Origin of the sequence: Pseudomonas sp. F8002, assembly GCF_013385495.1 — a bacterium.
Lineage (GTDB): Bacteria > Pseudomonadota > Gammaproteobacteria > Pseudomonadales > Pseudomonadaceae > Aquipseudomonas.
Genome location: NZ_JACAPW010000051.1, coordinates 22,908 through 40,178 on the forward strand (window position 1 = coordinate 22,908; position 17,271 = coordinate 40,178).

Sequence of the window (17,271 nt, forward strand, 5' to 3'; positions counted from 1 at the left end):
AACGATGGGTCACCAGGGCGCGGCGACCACGATGTACTGCACGGAGCTGCCGACGTATTGCGGCTGGTACCACGTGGGCCCGCAGTGCTGGTAGGCCACGCCATTGGCGACCACCGAGACGCAATCCACCGGCACCGTGGTGACGCGCGTACCGATGGCGAGGAGGGTCGCCGTGGTCGCGCCGACCACCGCGGCGGTGGCCCATGGGTGGTACCAGTCATCGCCATGAGGGGGCGGCGGAGGAGGCGGTGGCATCGGGTAAGGATGTGGCCCCGGTTGTGGCCCGGGCCCCGGATGCGGCCCCGGCTCAGGATGAGGTCCTGGTTGTGGATGGGGCTCCGGGTGCGGTGGCATCGGCCGTGGTGCAGGCATCGGGCGCGGCGCCGGCATGGGCGGGCGGTAACCGCCACCGCCGCCATGGGGCACCACAAACGTGCGTGCGCCACCACCGCCGCGCAGTTGCCAGGCCTGGGCCGCCAGCGGATCGAACAGCGTCAGCAGCAAAGTCGCGGTCAGCACCGCCGCCATGCTTTTCATGGCTGTTCTCCCTGAGGCTCCAACTGTTGCAGGGGCACCGCGCGGGCGCCGGCCGGCGGGGTGAACTCAAAGTCGGCAGGCTTGGGCGGGCTGTTGAGCTGCCACAGGTAGTTGACGCTGTGCCGAGGGTGTTCGGCGGTGTCGCGGCGGCTGATCACCAATCGGCAGGGCAGCGGTTGCGCGCCCTGGCGAATCCACAATTGCCAGTCGATGTCCGGCTGGCGGTAGGCGTAGTGGGTGCAGGTCTGGCCGTCGATGGTTTCACTGCCGATCAGTACGGCGTTGCTGATGCCCACCTCCTTGGCGGTGCCGGGATGCCAGCGGAACAGGTCGGCCAGGGGCAGCTCGATGCCATAACGTTCACTCAGCTGGTCGAGCAACCCGCCGATATTCGCCGGTGCCGCCTGGTTGGCGAAGTAGCCGCTGCGGCTGTCGTACAGGGTGAAGCGCTGGCCGTTGTAGAACAGGCTGCGGCGCTCACCGTCGCTTTCCACCGAGACTTGCAGCTTGTCCGGCTGCATCGCTGCAAGGCGGGTCTGGTGGCTGAACTCGATGGTCTGGCCGTTCTCCAGCACCTGGTCGGTGTGGCTGTGGGCGTCGATGCGAAACTGCTGCAGGCTGCGCAGGTAGCCACCCATCTGCTCCAGGGCGGTGAGGGCCTTGGGTTCCAGCTCGTCGGCCAAAACGGTGTGAGGGGTGAGCAGCAAGCCTGCCAGCAATAGACGCGCGAGATGAATACGGGACATGGCGCACTCCGTTCATTCCGTGAAGGTGGCTCTCACCAGACGTACTGCAGGCGGAAGGTCCAGGTGTTCACATCGGGTGAACCGGTGCGCTCGGAGACCGTGTCGTTATAGGCGATCAGGCCGCCAAACTGGGGTGACAACATAAAACCCAGGCTGGCGCCCAGCAGGCCGTTTTCCTGTTTGTTGTCTTGCCAGTCGCCGTCGATCCTGCTTTCGCCGCCGCGGTTGTAGGTGGCGTCCAGCGACACCCAGAGTGCGCGGTTGATGGTGTAGCTGTAGTGACCCTCGATGGCATACAGCGGCTTTTGTTCCAGCTTGCTGTCGCCGTGGTAATCCTTGTTGTCGCCAAACAGCGAGACGTAGGTGTTGATTTCGAGCCAGGTCGGGCCAATCGGGGTGCCGAAGCCCAGTTCGGGCTTGAACACCCAGCGGTTGGAGCCGATGTTGATGATGCGGTCTTTATCGTAGTCGCCGGTGGGCATGGTCATCCACAGCGCACCGGTGAGGAACGTCTCGGGCTTCCAACTGGCGAATTCCTCGGCGGTCAATGCCGGGCCACCGAAGATGTTATGGGCGAACACAATCTGCGTGTCGCCCATGCCACCGTTGCGCTTGGTCCCACTGAAAAACTGGGCGTTGTCGAACGACGCCGAAACGTCGGCGTACGGCTGGATAAACTGGATGGCGCTGTTGCGCCCGTCGATGCCGAATGAACGGGCGTAGCGGAACAGGTAGAGGTCGGCGTTCAACGACAGGCCGTTGATGGGCAATGTCGTGTCGATCGGGGTGTTGGTGTCGACCCGGTTGTAGTAGCCGAACACCATGTTCAGATCCGTCGGGGTGTTCTGCCAATCCCTGGCATTGTCGGCAAACCCTATCCCTGGCATCAGTGCCAGCGTGGCGGCGGTAAACGCACTCAATTGACTACGTGAAACCATGGCTCTACTCCTTGTAAATGCCTGATGTCAGGGTGCAGCGGTACTACGTGACCAGGCGCTATTTGATCGGTGTGAGCGGTGGCAGCTTCCATTGGCCGTTACCCACTTCAGGCTTGGGCAGGTAAATGCGCAATACCGCGTAGAACGGGCCGGGCGGTGCTGGCAGCCAGTTGCTTTGTTCGGCTTTTGGTGGCTCGTGGTGGGCCACCAGCAGCGTCAGGCCGCCATCGGCATCGAGCTTGAAGTTGGGCAGCATCCGCGAGTTGAGCAGGTAGCGTTTCTTCAGGTTCGGCACCAGCAGCTTGGTCTTGGCGTCGTACATGGTCAGCGACCAGAACGCATCGGAGGGTGGCAACTGGCCCTTGTCGAAATGCAGGGTGTAGCTGTGGCGTGCGCCGTTGGCCGGTTTGCCCTCGCTGTCGACGAAGTAGCTCAGGTAGGCGGCTTCATCCGTGGAGTTGCCGAAGATGCCCATGTTGGCGCCGGCGTAGCGGTACAGGTAATTGTTCTGCAGGTGATCGCGGCTGCCGAACAGGTCACCGCTGGTAACCTGGTGCGTATCGACCTTGTCCTTTTTGAACGCCGCAAACTCGGCCTTGCCGTCGGCTATGCCGTCTTCCAGGGCCTTGCGTTGCTCGACGGTGAGGGCCTTGAGGTCAAACGGCTTGCCGGCTTCGACGCCGATCCTGGCAAAACGCGCCAGCACGTCTTTCTCGCTGTCCTGAGGCGCCGCATAGCCCAGCATGAAGTTCAGGTAGCGGAACAGGTGCACGCTGTCGCTCATGTTCGGGGTGGGCTTGGGCCAGGCGATTTTCGGCGGCTTGGTCGGTTTCGGCTGGTTCACATAGTTGCTGAGGGTCTGGACCTTGTAGCCGCCCTGGATCTGCTTGACCTTGGCCAGGTCCTTGTCATCGAACAATTGCGTGCGGTACAGCGCGTAAGCGATGTTGCTTTCGCTGTACACGACGCGGTCGATATTGGTGGGCTGCTGACCTTTCCAGCCGGGGCCGGCGATCATGTAGTGGCCACCGTTGTTGCCGGTGCTGCGGGTGCCCAGGTAGCCGAAGTTCTGGGTGTAGAGGTCGATCAACTGCACCGAGTAGTAGCGGTTGTCCTCGATCTTCGGCAGGGTCAGCACCACCGGCTCGGCGCGCAGGTCGAGCCAGACGAAGGAGTAGGGCGTGTCCGAATTCGGTGTAACGAACGCAGTGTCCTTGGGCGTGAACACCTGCGCGGTGTTGCCGATATGGTTGAACGGCGCCTTGTAGTTCGGCCCGGTCTTGTCGACGGCCTGGGTGTAGAGGGTCTTGTACATCTCCACCACGGGGAAGCCATAAAGGTAGGCTTCCTTGGCGATGGCCCTGGCTTCACTCGGCGTAGCGGTGAAATCGGCCCAGGCGCCGGTACTCATGAGAATCGAGAGGCTCGCCAACAGCAGGCGCGTCGGTTTTCGAATCATGTTGTTGCGTCCTTACTGAATCAGTCGGATATCGTCGAGTTTCCAGCTTTTATCGAAGTAGGCTTCAGTCGGCGCGTACAGTCGGAAATAGCTGAACCAGTGTTTGCCGGGCAGAGTTTGCACCCAGTTGCTCTCGAAGTCTTTTGGCGCGTGCGGTCCGAAGTAAAGATCTATCGATCCGTCGGCATTTTTCTTCAAATCCTGGCGTGAAGACAGGTCCGCTTTACGCTGTGGGTTGTCGATCAGGCAGCGGCTGTCGATGTCATACACGGTCATCGACCAGAACTGTTTGGCCGGCGGGTTGGCGCCGACATGCAGGGTGTAGGCCTTGCCGCCGTCGAGCCATTGGCCCTTGTTGTCGGTATAGGCGCCGAGGTACGTCTGGCCCAGGCCGGGGGTCTTGGAAACCATGCCTTTGGTGTTGGTGACCGCTTCATAGAACCAGGCGCTGCGTTCCCAGAGCTGGTCATAGTAGGTAACGCGCTGGGACGGTTCGGCGATATTGAGCACGGTGTCCCACTGCCGGTCTTTCCAGTACTGGGCCTGGGGGAAGCGTTTGGCGAAGGCATTGGCCTTGGCAATCAACTCGCCCATTTGTGCGCCTTGCTCCAGGGCCTGGCGTTGGCGTTCGTTGGGGTTGAAGGGTTTGTCCTTTTCGATGCCCAGGCTGGACAGCATGGCCATATAGAAGCGGTCACGCTCGTTGACGGGCTCTTTCTGGATAATCCCGTGCAGCCGTTCCCAGTAGGCCATGCCGCGCGGCTGGGTGCCGGACCAGGGCTTGCCGCCGGGAGACAGTAAGCGGGTTTTCGCCGGGTTGGCGCGCTGGGCGTAGGGGTACATCCTGAATTGCTCAACCAGCGCCTTGCCCTTGGCCGGGTCGGGGTCGAGTACGCGAAAACCCACCAGCACGTTCATGGTTTCCGATTTGGCCAGGTAATACTTGCCGGCATCGGCGGGTGGCTCCTGGCCGGGTGGCAACACCAGGTATTTGCCGCCCTTGCCCAGGTCGGGGCCGGTCTGACCCATGTCGATGATCGCCCGTTGCCAGAAGTCGCCAATCCCGCCGGCCGTGGGGCCTGGCGGCAACTCAATCACCAGCGGGCCGGTCTCGTTGAGGTCGACGAAGCCGAGGATATACGGTGTGGTGGCGTTGGCCGTGATCACGCCGAGCTTGTCTTCGTAGGTGGTCAGTACCATCAAGTCGCCGCTGCGGGCGCCAAGCTTGGTGCTGAATTCGTCCTGCCACTGGGCGTAGGACACCAGCGGCAGGGCCCAGAGAAAACTCTGGGTAGCCTGCTGGAAATCCAGCTCGCCATACAGCTTGGCGATTTCGCTGTGGGCCGGCAGTTCACCTTCCATGGTGATCGGACCGATGCGGGTGTCGAGGGTCTGTGCCTGTACAGCGGCAGCCAGGGTTAACAGGCAGAACCCGGCACTACGAATCAGAGCACGCATAAAAAATCCTTATTTCCCGAACGTGACGTTGATCCCGGCAAACAGGGTGAACTGCGGCAGGCCATCGCCTTTGCGGGCCACCGTCCATTGCGGTTCGAGGTAGGCGTTGAGGATGTTGCTGCCGGATTTCCAGGCTTTGCCGGCACCGAACCCGATAGGGATGTAATGGGTGTCGTTTTTCAGGTCGAACGTCCAGGTGCCGGTAGAGCGCAGGTACCAGCCCTTGGGCAGGTTGTGAATGATGAATGGCTGGAAGGTCGCGCTTTCGACATGGGCGCGGTCACTGTCCCCGGCAAACGAGCTTTGGTATTGCACCAGTGCGCCGAGCAAGCCGCGGGGCGAGGCGTCGATGGCCACCGCCGCCAGTCCGGCCTGCCACTTGCCGGTGCCCAATTCATCGTGCTCGGCGGTAGGTGCGGTGATTTGCGGGCCGATGCCCAACTGCACGCCATCGGTCTTGAGCAGGAAGATATCGAACAGATTCAGGTCGCCGATCCCGGTGGTGTAGCCACTGTGGGGGTCGGGGCGTGTGCTGATGGGCAACGTGGCGCGCAGCAACTGTGGCACCCCAATGAAGTCCGAGGGCGCAACAGGCAGTGTGCCGCGCAACAACATGTCGTTGGTATGGGCGTTAGTGTCGAATAACTTCGGGGTGTAATAGTCCTGCAGGTTTGCACCCGGTGCGAGGTTCAACGGGTTATTACTTTTGTTGGCGGTGTCGGCATTGTCGGCCTGAGCCGAAATTGCAGGCAACACTGAAGCCACCAGTACAACTGCCGGAATATACGATGACTTGAGCATGACCACTCCCCAATTCCCTGGTGATGTTCCCGATAGCGCGTTTGTGAAGGCTAGGGGGCTGTCCTTATTCACTATTGCGTGTAGGACATGTCGTTTGACGCTAGCAGTAAATTCCGCACTCGCTAGTCAATCGAAAGAATTAGTTGTTGGGTGTGGTCGCGATCACGGAGGCGTCCGCTGGGCGCAGACTGCATTGGAATGCCGTCACTGTGTAACGGCATTGGGGAATAGAGGGCTTCAGCAGACGGGCAGTATGGACTTGACCTTGTCACGTAACTGATCAATCGAGAACGGCTTGCCGATCACCTGCATATCGGCTGGCGAATCGATATTTTCGGCATAGCCGCTGGCGAACAGGATGGGCAGGGCGGGGCGTATTTCGCGGGCCTTGAGGGCCAGTTGCTTGCCGTCCATGTCCGGCAGGCCGACGTCGGTCATCATCAGGTCGATGGTCTGGTCGGTGTCTTGAACAATTTTCAAGGCTTCTTCGGCATCGGCCGCTTCAAGCACTTGGTACTCCAGCTCTTCGAGGACATCGACGATCAACATGCGCACGATGGCGTCGTCTTCGACTACAAGGATGGTGGAGGGGGCGGCTGACATAGTGGAGGTTCCCGAACAGTGGAAGGGGCAGGTCTTGGGCAATGGGAAGACCGTTTTCATCCTGAGTATTGTCGGTCCCGGCAAGTTCCCCAGATAAGCAAAACATTGTGCCGGTAACGGCTACAAATGTCGCGTATCACCGCCACTCACTTGCCCGGGGCTTGCTGGAACAACCAGCAGGCCCCGGGCAAGGTCTCAAGCTGCCGGTTTTATCGGTTAAAGGGATCCGTACACCAACCCATGAACCCGGCTCTGGTTCTCGCTTGCCTTGAATGTGCTGACCGTATATTCCGGGTTTGTCGGCGTCCCAAGCGCTCCCGGGATGAGCGGCGTCTTGCTGTTGGCCAGCGATTCCTTCATTCCTTTCTTCATGGCGTCCTCGGTTAGAAAATTGACCAATCCGAAATTGGGGTCGAAATAGAACCATTTTCGCGTGCCGCCTTCCACGATCACTCCCGCTGTCACCGCGTGGACAGGCGTGGCGACGATGAGTGTCTTGGACGTCGTCGCGTTGGCCAGGTCATCGATGATGGCCTGATAGGGCTTTTGAATCACGACTTCAGCTGAGTGCGGTCGCTTTCTGAAGTGATCCTGGGCTTCGCTCATGTCCTTGATGAACTTCGCCGATTTTGGGTTGGTGTCCTTGGTCGCCGCCGCGATGAAAAGCTTGTCGATGTACTCGTCCTGTTTTCCAACTGACGCGGCGTAGGCCATTGCGTTGGCTAACACGCCACACTCGCCTCCAGTCACCGTATCCACCTGGCTCAAATAGAAATTCTGTGGCATGCCCCTGAGGTTGGTGTCGGGGATGCTTTCAATTTCAGCTTTGTAGAACACATAGTTTTCAAGCCCGACCTCTGATCGTTTTTTGCCTATTGAACGTGCCAGGGTGCCAATTTTTTCGGGTTTTTCCTTCAGCGTCAGTGCCAGTTCCATGAGGTCTACGATATCCATGGAGTCCGAGTAACCCGGGATGTCATTCAGTACCCCCTTGTCGTAGCCATTTTTATACGCATCGATATCCGCTTTTCTTGCGCCCTCCTGCGTGGCCTTGAAGTCGTCGGACAATTGCTTGGAGGGGATATTGTTTGCCTTGGCGGCCGTCCCTCCGACAAAGTAATCCCAGAAGCTCTCAACGTTGTCCTGGATCACGGTCTGTGGCGTGAACCCCTTCAGCGGTGGGCCATAGGGTTGGTTCTTGAGGGCGTCGTACGCGTACCATTCGCCCTTGTTCAATACAGCGGAGGCTTCGACGGTTTGATCCGCCAGCTTGATGGTGCCGATAGCCGTGACGCCATGCTCCTTGCCGGCGGCTTTCAACAGGTCATGGCTGCCGGCTGCCCCCTTGAGTTTGTTTAGCCCGTTAATGCTTTTTTCGGCTACAAACTTGCCGCCCCGGTTAATCAGTCCTGCGCCTCCCACAAGCAAATCGCCCAAGCCGCCCACCGGGTTCAAGGCGCCGATGGTGGCGACACCGATCTTTTTGGCAACATTCAGCGCCTTGGCGCCTGCACTGAGGGCTTTTGTGCCAGCCTGTGCCGCTTTGGACGAACCCAGGCTGACAAAGCCCAGCAGGTCCAGCTGGAGGTCAATCGCCCCCTCCAGGTAATTACCCTTGGTAAAGTTGGCAATCGCTGACCGAAAGGGAATGAGGTCCAGGAAGAAGTTGGTCACCTTCCACTCGGTTTCCATTTGCTCGTCGAAGGTCGTGGCACCTTTGGCTTGCTTCACAACCTCCGCGTTGCCCAAGTCAAGGTTTTCAGCAAATGCATCTGCGATGTATTGAGTGCGGGCGCTGGCAAAGCTGTTGGGCGGCAGTGGGTTCGTGCCTGTATTGGCTGAACGCTCGGGCTCGCTGGCGCCGGAAGCGTCGAATTTCTTTATTCTGTTTTCTTTGATCGCCAGTTCCCAGGTGCTCGCAGAGAAACCCTGAGGCGTTACTTTTGTGATACTGCCTTTTTTTATGTCCAGCTTATAGGTAATGGGTTCCTTGCCACCCTCGACCTGTATCAACAGCTCATTTTTAATCGGTTTGAAAAGTGGCGTGACCAGGTTTGGGCCCAATTGATAAATAGAGGGCTGGTAAAAAGTGAGGTTGCCCTGCTCGATGTTTTTTCGATCTTCCAGCGGCAGCCTGGCAATCAGGTGCTTTACGGTGGTGGCAACCCCGTCGTTCAGCGACTTGATCGACGCTTCAAACTGCTTTTGAAATGTCTCGTTTACGTCGAACTTGAGCGACTTGCCTTCCAGTGCCTGGGTGATGCCTGGATCCTTGGATTCCCAGGGGTAATCTCCCAAGCCACTCATGGCGATGTCCAGCAACGAATGCAGGCCCGCAGGTGCGCGGTTTGGGTCGTAGAGCGGTACGCCAAACTGTTGTTGGCGGGTGTCCTTCACCGTCAGGGCCTTTTTTTCAAACGGCACATCATCGCCAAATCGCTCTTTAAGCTGGGCCAGTGCAATGGCCTTGCGGCTCGGGATATCGGTCTCCAGCAAGGTGGAGGCCTTCATGCGTTCATCCACCTGCTGAGTGAACTCGACGCGTATCGCTTCCAGCTGGTCGGGACTGTAGGCATCGTCGGGTTGTTTGCCAATAACGCCGTTGGCCACTGCCCAATCAATCAGCGCTGCCCTCTGTGCGCTTTGGGTCACGGCGGGCTCGGCGAGTGCAGCGCTTTCGGCCTTGAGCATCACTTGGGCGAAGGTCATGTTCGGTACCGAGCCCGGCGACTGCGCTTCAATCGACGCCGCCGCAACCGCCAGGTTGACCCAGGCCGGGCTGCCATAGGTCACGCTGGCCGGGATGTCTTTGATCAGGAACTCCGGGGCTGTTCTTGCCAGCAAGACGTAAGCACCCGCCTGGGCCATCTCGGGGCTCGTTCTGCCCTCGCTCGACAGGTGTGCGCTCAGCCCGTTGACGATGGTGGATGCCGGCTTGCCCCAATGTTCTTTACTGGCCACGTCGAAACCGGCCAGCTTGTTCCGTTGAGGCGCCTGGACTGACTCGTGATCCATCTGTGCACTGATGGCGGCCAGCAGGTAGTCGTAATGGCTGTTCTCGGTCTCGATCCCCTTGAGGCCGCGCTGCAGGGCCTGGCCCATCAGTTGGCCTTCGGGCGAGCTTAAAAGAAACTCGAGGATCTTCGCCGGGTCGTTCATGGCAGCCGCAGGAATGGGGTTCTGGTAGGCGAGAAAGTCCAGGACGCTCTTTGTCTGCATGACCAGAGGCTTATCGCCGAGGTGGTGGGAGTGGTTCATCGCAAGCAGCCGCAACTGATTTTGCTGTTTCTGATCCAGCGGCGTGGGCCAGGACAAGGCACCGCCCAGGTCAGCGAAAGGGTGGGCGGCGATCCTGACGGCTGCTTCCAGTTTCAGCTTGAGCAACTCGGCCTTGGAGGTTGGCAAAGGCACCCCGTTGGCATTCAGAAATGCCTCCAGGCTTTGGCTGACCCTGGTCCCCATGTCCATGGTCTTGTGATGGGACGAGTCCGGATGAATGGCCATTTGTGTGACCTTCAGGACGGACTGAACATAGGAGGCGGTGTCGTAGTCTTGCAGGGCCGGGGCAGCGAGGTTGATGGCGTCCAGCAGGTTCTGCCAGTTCTGCCGGTCGGCCATGGGCTGTTTCAGCACATCGGAGCGGCTGGCGGCTGATGCTGGCGCTGCTGCAACGGCAGGGGGCGTGGCTGGCTGGGGACTCAGGGACGATGCCCCGGAAGCAGGGGAGGAAAAGAATTGGGGTGCAGGCTGTTGCACGGAGAGGTTGCTGACATTTTGCATCGGTGGGTACCTGTTTTATTAGGAGATACGCGCCTTTTCCGAGGAGGTTCCCTGTTCCCCACGGCACCCCTTTGGGTGGGGCGGCCCACACACAACGTTCCAGGCTCACTTCGGTGCCCATGTAAGAAGGAAAGTCAATTGCTGAGTGTTAAAAACACATCCATTCGTCTATTTATCAATGGGTTATGTAATCCATATCGCTACGGGTAGCAGAAAAATAGCGCTCAGGCGCAACTTTGGGGCAAACTCCTCGTTTTTCCGTATTGGCCAAGGCATGCCCATGACTCCCGCGTCGTCTGTCGATGAGAAAAGCTTCCGTAAATTGCTGGGCCGCAACGTGGCACTGCCGTTGGGCGTTGGCGTGCTCAGCGCGGTGTTTTTCGTCGTTCTGATCACCTACCTGCTGTCGGTGATCCAGTGGGTCGAACACACCGACCGGGTAATCAACAATCTCAACGAAACCTCGAAACTGACCGTGGACCTGGAAACCGGCATGCGCGGCTTCCTGATTACCGGTGACGAGCATTTCCTCGACCCGTACGAAGTGGCCAAGCCGCGGATCATTTCCGACTTGCGCAACTTGCAGGCACTGGTGGCGGACAATCCGGAGCAGGTGGACCGGCTCAAGCGTCTGGAATCGTTGCAACAGGCGTGGAACACCTACGCCCAGTCGATGATTGACATGCAACGGCAAAACGGCGATTACCGCACCGCCGTGAAAGCCGGGCGTGGCAAGAGCCTGACGGACGAGATTCGCAAGGAGTACGACCGGGCGGTGGCGATGGAGCAACAGTTCCGCATCACCCGCAATGAAGACGTTACCCGCACCACGATCATCAGCGTCACCTTGTACCTGGTGTTTGTGCTCGGCCTGAGTGGCTTCCTGGCATATGTCGGCCGAAAGAATCTTCTAGAACTTTCAAACAGTTACAGCGAAAACCTGATGTCGCAGCAGAGGATCGCCAAGCGCCTCGAGCAGCAAGCCTGGTTGCGCAACGGCCAGACCGAGCTGGCCGAGCAGGTCCTTGGCCAACTGACGCTGAACCTGCTGGGGCGCAACATTTTGCAGTTCTTTGCCCAGTACATGGGCTCGGCGGTGGCGGCGTTGTACGTGCGTGAAGAGCACGGCGGCCTCACACGCGTGGCGACCTATGGCTTCTCCCGTGAGCAGGAGCAGCAGGAACAGTCGATCTACAACGACGAAGGCATCGTCGGCCAATCGGCCCGGCAGGACCGCCTGATTCGCCTGGACGATGTGCCGGTGGATTACTTCAAGGTCAGTTCCGGCCTCGGCGAAGGTGCGACCCGCAGCGTGCTGGTGGTACCGACCAGCGATGATGGCCGGGTCAACGGGGTGATCGAACTGGGTTTCCTGCGTGCACTCGATGACCGTGATGTCGAACTGCTGGAGTTGATTGCCGACAATATCGGCACCTCCATCGAAGCCGCGCGTTATCGCCAGCGCCTGCAAGAAGTGCTGGCCGAAACCCAGCAGCTCAATGAAGAGCTGCAAGTGCAGCAGGAAGAGCTCAAGACGGCCAACGAAGAGCTGGAAGAACAGTCGCGCATCCTCAAGGAGTCCCAGGCCCACCTGGAAACCCAGCAGGCGGAACTGGAACAGACCAACGAGCAACTCGCCGAACAGACCCAGACCCTGGCCGAGCAGCGCGATGCCATGGACCAGAAGAACGTCCAGCTCAACCGCGTACAGATCGAGCTGGAAGAGCGCGCCGACGAGTTGCAGCGCTCCAGCAAGTACAAGTCCGAATTCCTCGCCAACATGTCCCACGAGCTGCGCACGCCGCTGAACAGTTCGTTGATCCTGGCCAAGTTGCTGGCGGAGAACCCCCAGGAAAACCTCAGCGCCGAACAGGTCAAGTTTGCCGAGTCGATCTATTCGGCCGGCAACGACCTGCTCAACCTGATCAATGACATCCTCGACATTTCCAAGGTCGAGGCCGGCAAGCTGGAAATGCGCCCGGAGAACACCAGCGTTGCGCGCCTGGTGGATGGGCTGCGCGGCATGTTCGAGCCGCTGGCGGCCGACCGCAAGCTCGGGTTCCAGGTGGAGGTGCAGGAAGGCTCGCCACACATGCTGTTCACCGACCGCCAGCGCCTGGAGCAGATTCTGAAGAACCTGCTGTCCAACGCCATCAAGTTCACCGAGAAAGGTGAGGTCAGCCTGTCGGTATCCCGGGCACCGGGGGAGGGCATCGCCTTTACCGTACGCGACTCGGGGATTGGCATCGCCCCGGACCAGCAGGAAAGCATCTTCGAGGCGTTCCGCCAGGCCGATGGCACCACCAACCGTCGTTACGGCGGCACCGGCCTGGGCCTGTCGATTTCCCGGGACCTGGCGAACCTGCTGGGCGGCTATATCAGCGTCACCAGCGAACCTGGCCAGGGCAGTATCTTTACCCTGGTGGTGCCCGAGCACTATGTAGAGCGTGACGAAGACACCCCGGCGCTGGAACAGCCGCGCGCGGTAGTCCCTGTGCCTGCACCGGCGCCGATCAAGGTGTCGCCGATGCCGATCGCCCACGAAGCGCAGATACCGCGCTTTATCGATGACCGCGACAAGGCTCCGTTCGCCACGCGTTGCATCCTGGTGGTGGAAGATGAGCCCAACTTTGCCCGCATCCTCTTCGACCTCGCCCATGAACTGGGTTACCACTGCCTGGTGGCCCATGGCGCAGACGAAGGCTACGCGCTGGCGGAACAATACATTCCCGACGCGATCCTGCTGGACATGCGCCTGCCGGACCATTCCGGGCTGACGGTGCTGCAACGCCTCAAGGAACATGCCGGCACCCGCCACATCCCGGTGCACGTGATTTCCGTGGAAGACCGCGTCGAAGCCGCGATGCACATGGGCGCCGTCGGCTATGCGGTCAAGCCGACCACCCGCGAAGAGCTCAAGGATGTGTTCGCCCGCCTGGAAGCCAAGCTGACGCAGAAGGTCAAGCGTGTGCTGCTGGTGGAAGACGATGACCTTCAGCGAGACAGCATTGCCCGCCTGATCGGCGACGATGATATCGAGATCACCGCCGTAGGCTTCGCCCAGGAGGCCCTCGACCTGCTGCGCACCCACATCTACGACTGCATGATCATCGATCTCAAGCTGCCGGACATGCTCGGCAACGAGCTGCTCAAGCGCATGTCCATCGAGGACATCTGCTCGTTCCCGCCGGTGATCGTCTACACCGGGCGCAACCTGACCCGCGATGAAGAGGCCGAACTGCGCAAGTATTCGCGCTCGATCATCATCAAGGGCGCGCGTTCCCCCGAGCGCCTGCTGGACGAGGTGACACTCTTTCTGCACAAAGTCGAATCGCAGTTGTCCCATGAACGCCAGACAATGCTCAGGACTGCCCGCAGCCGCGACAAGGTGTTCGAGGGCCGCAAGATCCTGCTGGTGGATGACGATGTACGCAATATCTTCGCCCTGACCAGTGCCCTGGAGCACAAGGGCGCGATTGTCGTGATCGGCCGTAATGGCCGCGAGGCGATCGAGAAACTCAATGAAGTCGATGACATCGACCTGGTACTGATGGACGTGATGATGCCGGAGATGGACGGGTACGAGGCCACCGCCTTGATCCGCCAGGACCCGCGCTGGCGCAAACTGCCGATCATCGCGGTGACGGCCAAGGCCATGAAGGACGATCAGGAGCGCTGCCTGGCGGCAGGCTCCAACGATTACCTGGCCAAGCCCATCGACCTGGACCGGTTGTTTTCATTGATTCGCGTGTGGCTACCCAAGATGGAACGGATTTAATTGGAACGAAGCACTGACATCGAACTGCGCTTGTTGATTGAGGCGATTTACCTCAAGTACAGCTACGACTTTCGCGACTACTCCGGCGCTTCGGTCAAGCGCCGCGTGGCTCATGCGTTGCGTCAGTTCGACTGCGCCACCATCTCGGCCTTGCAGGAACGGGTGCTGCATGACCCGACGGCGTTCATGCAGTTGCTGCAGTTCCTGACGATTCCGGTCAGCGAAATGTTTCGCGACCCCTCGCACTTCCTGGCGATTCGCAAGGAAGTGGTGCCGCTGCTCAAGACCTACCCGTCGATCAAGATCTGGATCGCGGGCTGCAGTACCGGGGAGGAGGTGTATTCCATGGCCATCCTGTTGCGTGAGGAAGGCCTGCTGGAACGCACCATCATCTACGCCACCGACATCAATCCCCGGTCCCTGGAAAAAGCCAAGCAGGGGATTTTTTCCCTCGAGAACATCCGCGCCTATACCCACAACTACCAACAGGCCGGTGGCCAGCGTTCGTTTGCCGATTACTACACGGCGGCTTACGATCATGCGATCTTCGACAAGACCCTGCGGGAGAACGTGACGTTTGCCGATCACAGCCTGGCGACCGACAGCGTATTCTCCGAAACTCAATTAATTTCATGTCGCAACGTATTGATTTACTTCAATAAAAAGTTGCAGGATCGAGCGTTTGGATTGTTCCATGAGTCGCTGTGTCATCGCGGCTTCCTGGTGCTGGGCAGCAAGGAAACCCTGGATTTTTCCGCCTACAGCAAACAGTTCGAACCCCTGGTCAAGCAAGAACGGATCTACCGAAAATTATGAATGAAGCTACTGCCAGCCCGGTATCCGGGATCGAGGCCATTGTGATCGGCGCTTCCGCAGGCGGTGTCGAGGCATTGCTGAGCATTTTTGGCGAGCTGCCGGCGAGCTTCGGCCTGCCGATCATTACCGTGCTGCATTTGCCCGACGAGCGCCGCAGCCAGTTGGCGGAAGTGTTTGACCGTCGCGTATCGATGAAGGTGGTGGAAGCGCGGGACAAGGAAGTGATCCAGCCCGGTACCCTGTATTTTGCCGGCCCCGGTTATCACCTGTCGGTGGAGCACGACCGCAGCCTGTCACTGAGCCAGGAGGACCGCGTGCACCATTCCCGCCCGGCAATCGACTACCTGTTTGATTCAGCCGCCGATGTCTACGGCAAGGGGTTGCTGGCGATTTTGCTGACGGGGGCCAACCAGGACGGCGCCCGGGGCCTGGCCCACGTCAAGCAGAGCGGCGGTACCACGGTGGTGCAGGACCCTTTGGAGGCCCGCGTCGCCGTGATGCCCCGGGCCGCCCTGGCGCTGCATGAACCTGACCATATCCTCACCTTGAGCCGCATCGGCACCTTGCTGGCTTCCCTGGAATCCTCCCCATGTTAAGTACTGTCCAGGCCAAACTGCTGATCGTCGACGATCTGCCGGAAAACCTGCTGGCCCTTGAAGCGCTGATCAAGCGCGAGGACCGCCAGGTCTATAAGGCATTGAGCGCCGACGAGGCCTTGTCGCTGCTGCTGGAGCACGAGTTCGCCATGGCCATTCTCGATGTGCAGATGCCGGGCATGAACGGCTTCGAGCTGGCCGAGCTGATGCGCGGCACCGAAAAGACCAAGAACATTCCCATCGTGTTTGTCAGTGCTGCCGGCCGTGAGCTCAACTATGCGTTCAAGGGCTACGAAAGCGGCGCCGTGGATTTCCTGCACAAGCCGCTGGATATCCACGCGGTCAAGAGCAAGGTCAACGTATTCGTTGACCTGTACCGCCAGAGCAAGGCGATGAAGCAGCAGGTTGAAGCCCTGGAGCAAAGCCGGCGCGAGCAGGAAGCCTTGCTCACGCGCTTGCAGGCCACCCAGGCCGAACTGGAGCAGGCCGTGCGCATGCGCGATGACTTCATGTCGATCGTCGCCCACGAAGTGCGCACGCCCCTCAACGGGCTGATCCTGGAAACCCAGCTGCGCAAGATGCACCTTGCCCGGGACAACGCCGCGGCGTTTACCCTGGACAAGATGCACGCCATGGTCGACCGCGATGAGCGGCAGATCCAGAGCCTGATCCGCCTGATCGAAGACATGCTCGACGTGTCGCGCATTCGCACGGGCAAGCTGTCGATTCGCCCCGGTCGCTTTGACCTCACGCAACTGGTGCACAACCTGCTGGAAAATTTTGCGCCGCAGGTAGCGGCGGCAGAGTCTTCGGTGGCCTGGGTCCAGGAAGGGCCGGTGGTGGGCAACTGGGATGAATTCCGTATCGAACAGGTGGTGTCCAACCTGTTGACCAACGCCTTGCGCTACGGGGCCAAGAGCCCGGTGGAAGTTCGGGTGTACGCCGAGCATGGCGAAGCACGGGTAGAAGTACGTGACCACGGGATCGGCATCAGCGAAGACAACCAGAAGCGTATTTTCCAGCAGTTCGAGCGCGTGTCGGCCAACCATGCCGTGGCGGGCCTGGGCCTGGGGTTGTTTATCTCCGAGCAGATTATCGCGGCCCACGGCGGGACCATTGAAGTGGAAAGCCGGATAGGCGAGGGCGCGCTGTTCCGCGTCTGCCTGCCCCTGGAGGCCGGCGCATGAAATCAATCGCAAATCCGACGCAACCTCTGCGTGACCCCATGGTCGTATCAGCAGCAATTGACCGGACAAAGGCTTCCCATGAGTGAAGATGCACAAGATGTTGTACTGATCGTCGAAGATGACGAATCGATTATGTTTGTGTTGGGCGAGTACCTGTCGGGCCTGGGGTATCGGGTGTTGAAGGCGATTGACGGTGAGCAGGCGTTTGAAATCCTGGCCACCAAGCCGCACCTGGACCTGATGGTGACCGACTACCGCCTGCCTGGCGGCATTTCCGGGGTGCAGATCGCCGAGCCTGCGATCAAGCTGCGACCGGAATTGAAAGTGATCTTCATCAGCGGTTACCCGCAGGAGATTCTCGACTGCAACAGCCCGATCACCCGCAACGCCCCGATCCTGGCCAAGCCGTTTGACCTGGATACGTTGCAGGAACATATCCAGCGGCTGTTGGCTTGACCATCGGGTTCTGCCGCGGCTGATTGACCGTCAGAGTGCAGTCAGTACGAATACGTCAGTACCCTTTGGTCGTTATAACTTTGGCCCAGGGCACTGCCTATTCCGACCGGGGGCCT

At 59.7% G+C, this 17,271-nt stretch carries 13 protein-coding genes; 5 read left to right on the top strand and 8 right to left on the bottom strand.

What is annotated here, in order from left to right:
• Window positions 1-9: 9 nt before the first annotated feature.
• From HX811_RS30990 to HX811_RS31025, 8 genes are all read right to left on the bottom strand, one after another.
• A complete protein-coding gene (locus HX811_RS30990) occupies window positions 10-537 on the bottom strand; it encodes a hypothetical protein (protein WP_177048727.1) in 528 nt (175 codons plus the stop codon).
• A complete protein-coding gene (locus tag HX811_RS30995; RefSeq protein WP_177042110.1) occupies window positions 534-1,283 on the bottom strand; it encodes a DUF2092 domain-containing protein in 750 nt (249 codons plus the stop codon). The genes HX811_RS30990 and HX811_RS30995 overlap by 4 nt, the downstream gene beginning before the upstream one ends.
• A 32-nt stretch (window positions 1,284-1,315) precedes the next feature.
• A complete protein-coding gene (locus tag HX811_RS31000; protein WP_177042108.1) occupies window positions 1,316-2,221 on the bottom strand; it encodes a transporter in 906 nt (301 codons plus the stop codon).
• A gap of 58 nt (window positions 2,222-2,279) precedes the next feature.
• Window positions 2,280-3,680, bottom strand: a complete 1,401-nt coding sequence (locus HX811_RS31005; protein WP_177042106.1) for a DUF1254 domain-containing protein — start codon at window positions 3,678-3,680, stop codon at window positions 2,280-2,282.
• 12 nt (window positions 3,681-3,692) lie between these two features.
• Window positions 3,693-5,138 (bottom strand): DUF1254 domain-containing protein, encoded by a 1,446-nt coding sequence (locus tag HX811_RS31010; RefSeq protein ID WP_177048729.1) that lies wholly within the window; start codon window positions 5,136-5,138, stop codon window positions 3,693-3,695.
• Window positions 5,139-5,147: 9 nt separating this feature from the next.
• The gene (locus tag HX811_RS31015) at window positions 5,148-5,939 is read right to left on the bottom strand and encodes a hypothetical protein (RefSeq protein WP_177048731.1); all 792 of its coding nucleotides are present in this window, start codon (window positions 5,937-5,939) and stop codon (window positions 5,148-5,150) included.
• A gap of 237 nt (window positions 5,940-6,176) precedes the next feature.
• Window positions 6,177-6,542 (bottom strand): response regulator, encoded by a 366-nt coding sequence (locus HX811_RS31020; RefSeq protein WP_177042100.1) that lies wholly within the window; start codon window positions 6,540-6,542, stop codon window positions 6,177-6,179.
• Between the two features lie 216 nt (window positions 6,543-6,758).
• Window positions 6,759-10,322 carry a hypothetical protein gene (locus tag HX811_RS31025; protein ID WP_256344490.1) on the bottom strand — a complete coding sequence of 1,188 codons (3,564 nt, stop codon included), beginning with the start codon at window positions 10,320-10,322 and terminating at the stop codon, window positions 6,759-6,761.
• 280 nt (window positions 10,323-10,602) lie between these two features.
• Here HX811_RS31025 and HX811_RS31030 point away from each other — a divergent pair, with 280 nt between their 5' ends.
• From HX811_RS31030 to HX811_RS31050, 5 genes are all read left to right on the top strand, one after another.
• Entirely contained in the window at window positions 10,603-14,100 is a 3,498-nt protein-coding gene (locus HX811_RS31030) for a response regulator (RefSeq protein ID WP_008431024.1), read from the top strand.
• Window positions 14,101-14,916, top strand: a complete 816-nt coding sequence (locus tag HX811_RS31035; RefSeq protein WP_003217583.1) for a protein-glutamate O-methyltransferase CheR — start codon at window positions 14,101-14,103, stop codon at window positions 14,914-14,916.
• Window positions 14,913-15,512 (top strand): chemotaxis protein CheB, encoded by a 600-nt coding sequence (locus HX811_RS31040; protein WP_008431027.1) that lies wholly within the window; start codon window positions 14,913-14,915, stop codon window positions 15,510-15,512. Before HX811_RS31035 ends, HX811_RS31040 begins: the two co-directional genes overlap by 4 nt.
• On the top strand, window positions 15,506-16,699 hold the full coding sequence (locus HX811_RS31045; protein WP_003217587.1) for a hybrid sensor histidine kinase/response regulator: 1,194 nt from the start codon (window positions 15,506-15,508) through the stop codon (window positions 16,697-16,699). The genes HX811_RS31040 and HX811_RS31045 overlap by 7 nt, the downstream gene beginning before the upstream one ends.
• A gap of 78 nt (window positions 16,700-16,777) precedes the next feature.
• Window positions 16,778-17,155: a response regulator gene (locus HX811_RS31050; protein WP_010171103.1), complete on the top strand. Its 378-nt coding sequence runs from the start codon at window positions 16,778-16,780 to the stop codon at window positions 17,153-17,155.
• The last annotated feature ends 116 nt before the right edge of the window (window positions 17,156-17,271 follow it).

What these genes read in the sequence shown, in the direction of transcription:
- HX811_RS31025 (WP_256344490.1), bottom strand. Translation starts at nt 10,322, where the DNA reads ATGCAAAATGTCAGCAACCTCTCCGTGCAACAGCCTGCACCCCAATTC.
- HX811_RS30990 (WP_177048727.1), bottom strand. Translation starts at nt 537, where the DNA reads ATGAAAAGCATGGCGGCGGTGCTGACCGCGACTTTGCTGCTGACGCTG.
- HX811_RS31040 (WP_008431027.1), top strand. Translation starts at nt 14,913, where the DNA reads ATGAATGAAGCTACTGCCAGCCCGGTATCCGGGATCGAGGCCATTGTG.
- HX811_RS31010 (WP_177048729.1), bottom strand. Translation starts at nt 5,138, where the DNA reads ATGCGTGCTCTGATTCGTAGTGCCGGGTTCTGCCTGTTAACCCTGGCT.
- HX811_RS31015 (WP_177048731.1), bottom strand. Translation starts at nt 5,939, where the DNA reads ATGCTCAAGTCATCGTATATTCCGGCAGTTGTACTGGTGGCTTCAGTG.
- HX811_RS31005 (WP_177042106.1), bottom strand. Translation starts at nt 3,680, where the DNA reads ATGATTCGAAAACCGACGCGCCTGCTGTTGGCGAGCCTCTCGATTCTC.
- HX811_RS31000 (WP_177042108.1), bottom strand. Translation starts at nt 2,221, where the DNA reads ATGGTTTCACGTAGTCAATTGAGTGCGTTTACCGCCGCCACGCTGGCA.
- HX811_RS31050 (WP_010171103.1), top strand. Translation starts at nt 16,778, where the DNA reads ATGAGTGAAGATGCACAAGATGTTGTACTGATCGTCGAAGATGACGAA.
- HX811_RS31045 (WP_003217587.1), top strand. Translation starts at nt 15,506, where the DNA reads ATGTTAAGTACTGTCCAGGCCAAACTGCTGATCGTCGACGATCTGCCG.
- HX811_RS31020 (WP_177042100.1), bottom strand. Translation starts at nt 6,542, where the DNA reads ATGTCAGCCGCCCCCTCCACCATCCTTGTAGTCGAAGACGACGCCATC.
- HX811_RS31030 (WP_008431024.1), top strand. Translation starts at nt 10,603, where the DNA reads ATGACTCCCGCGTCGTCTGTCGATGAGAAAAGCTTCCGTAAATTGCTG.
- HX811_RS30995 (WP_177042110.1), bottom strand. Translation starts at nt 1,283, where the DNA reads ATGTCCCGTATTCATCTCGCGCGTCTATTGCTGGCAGGCTTGCTGCTC.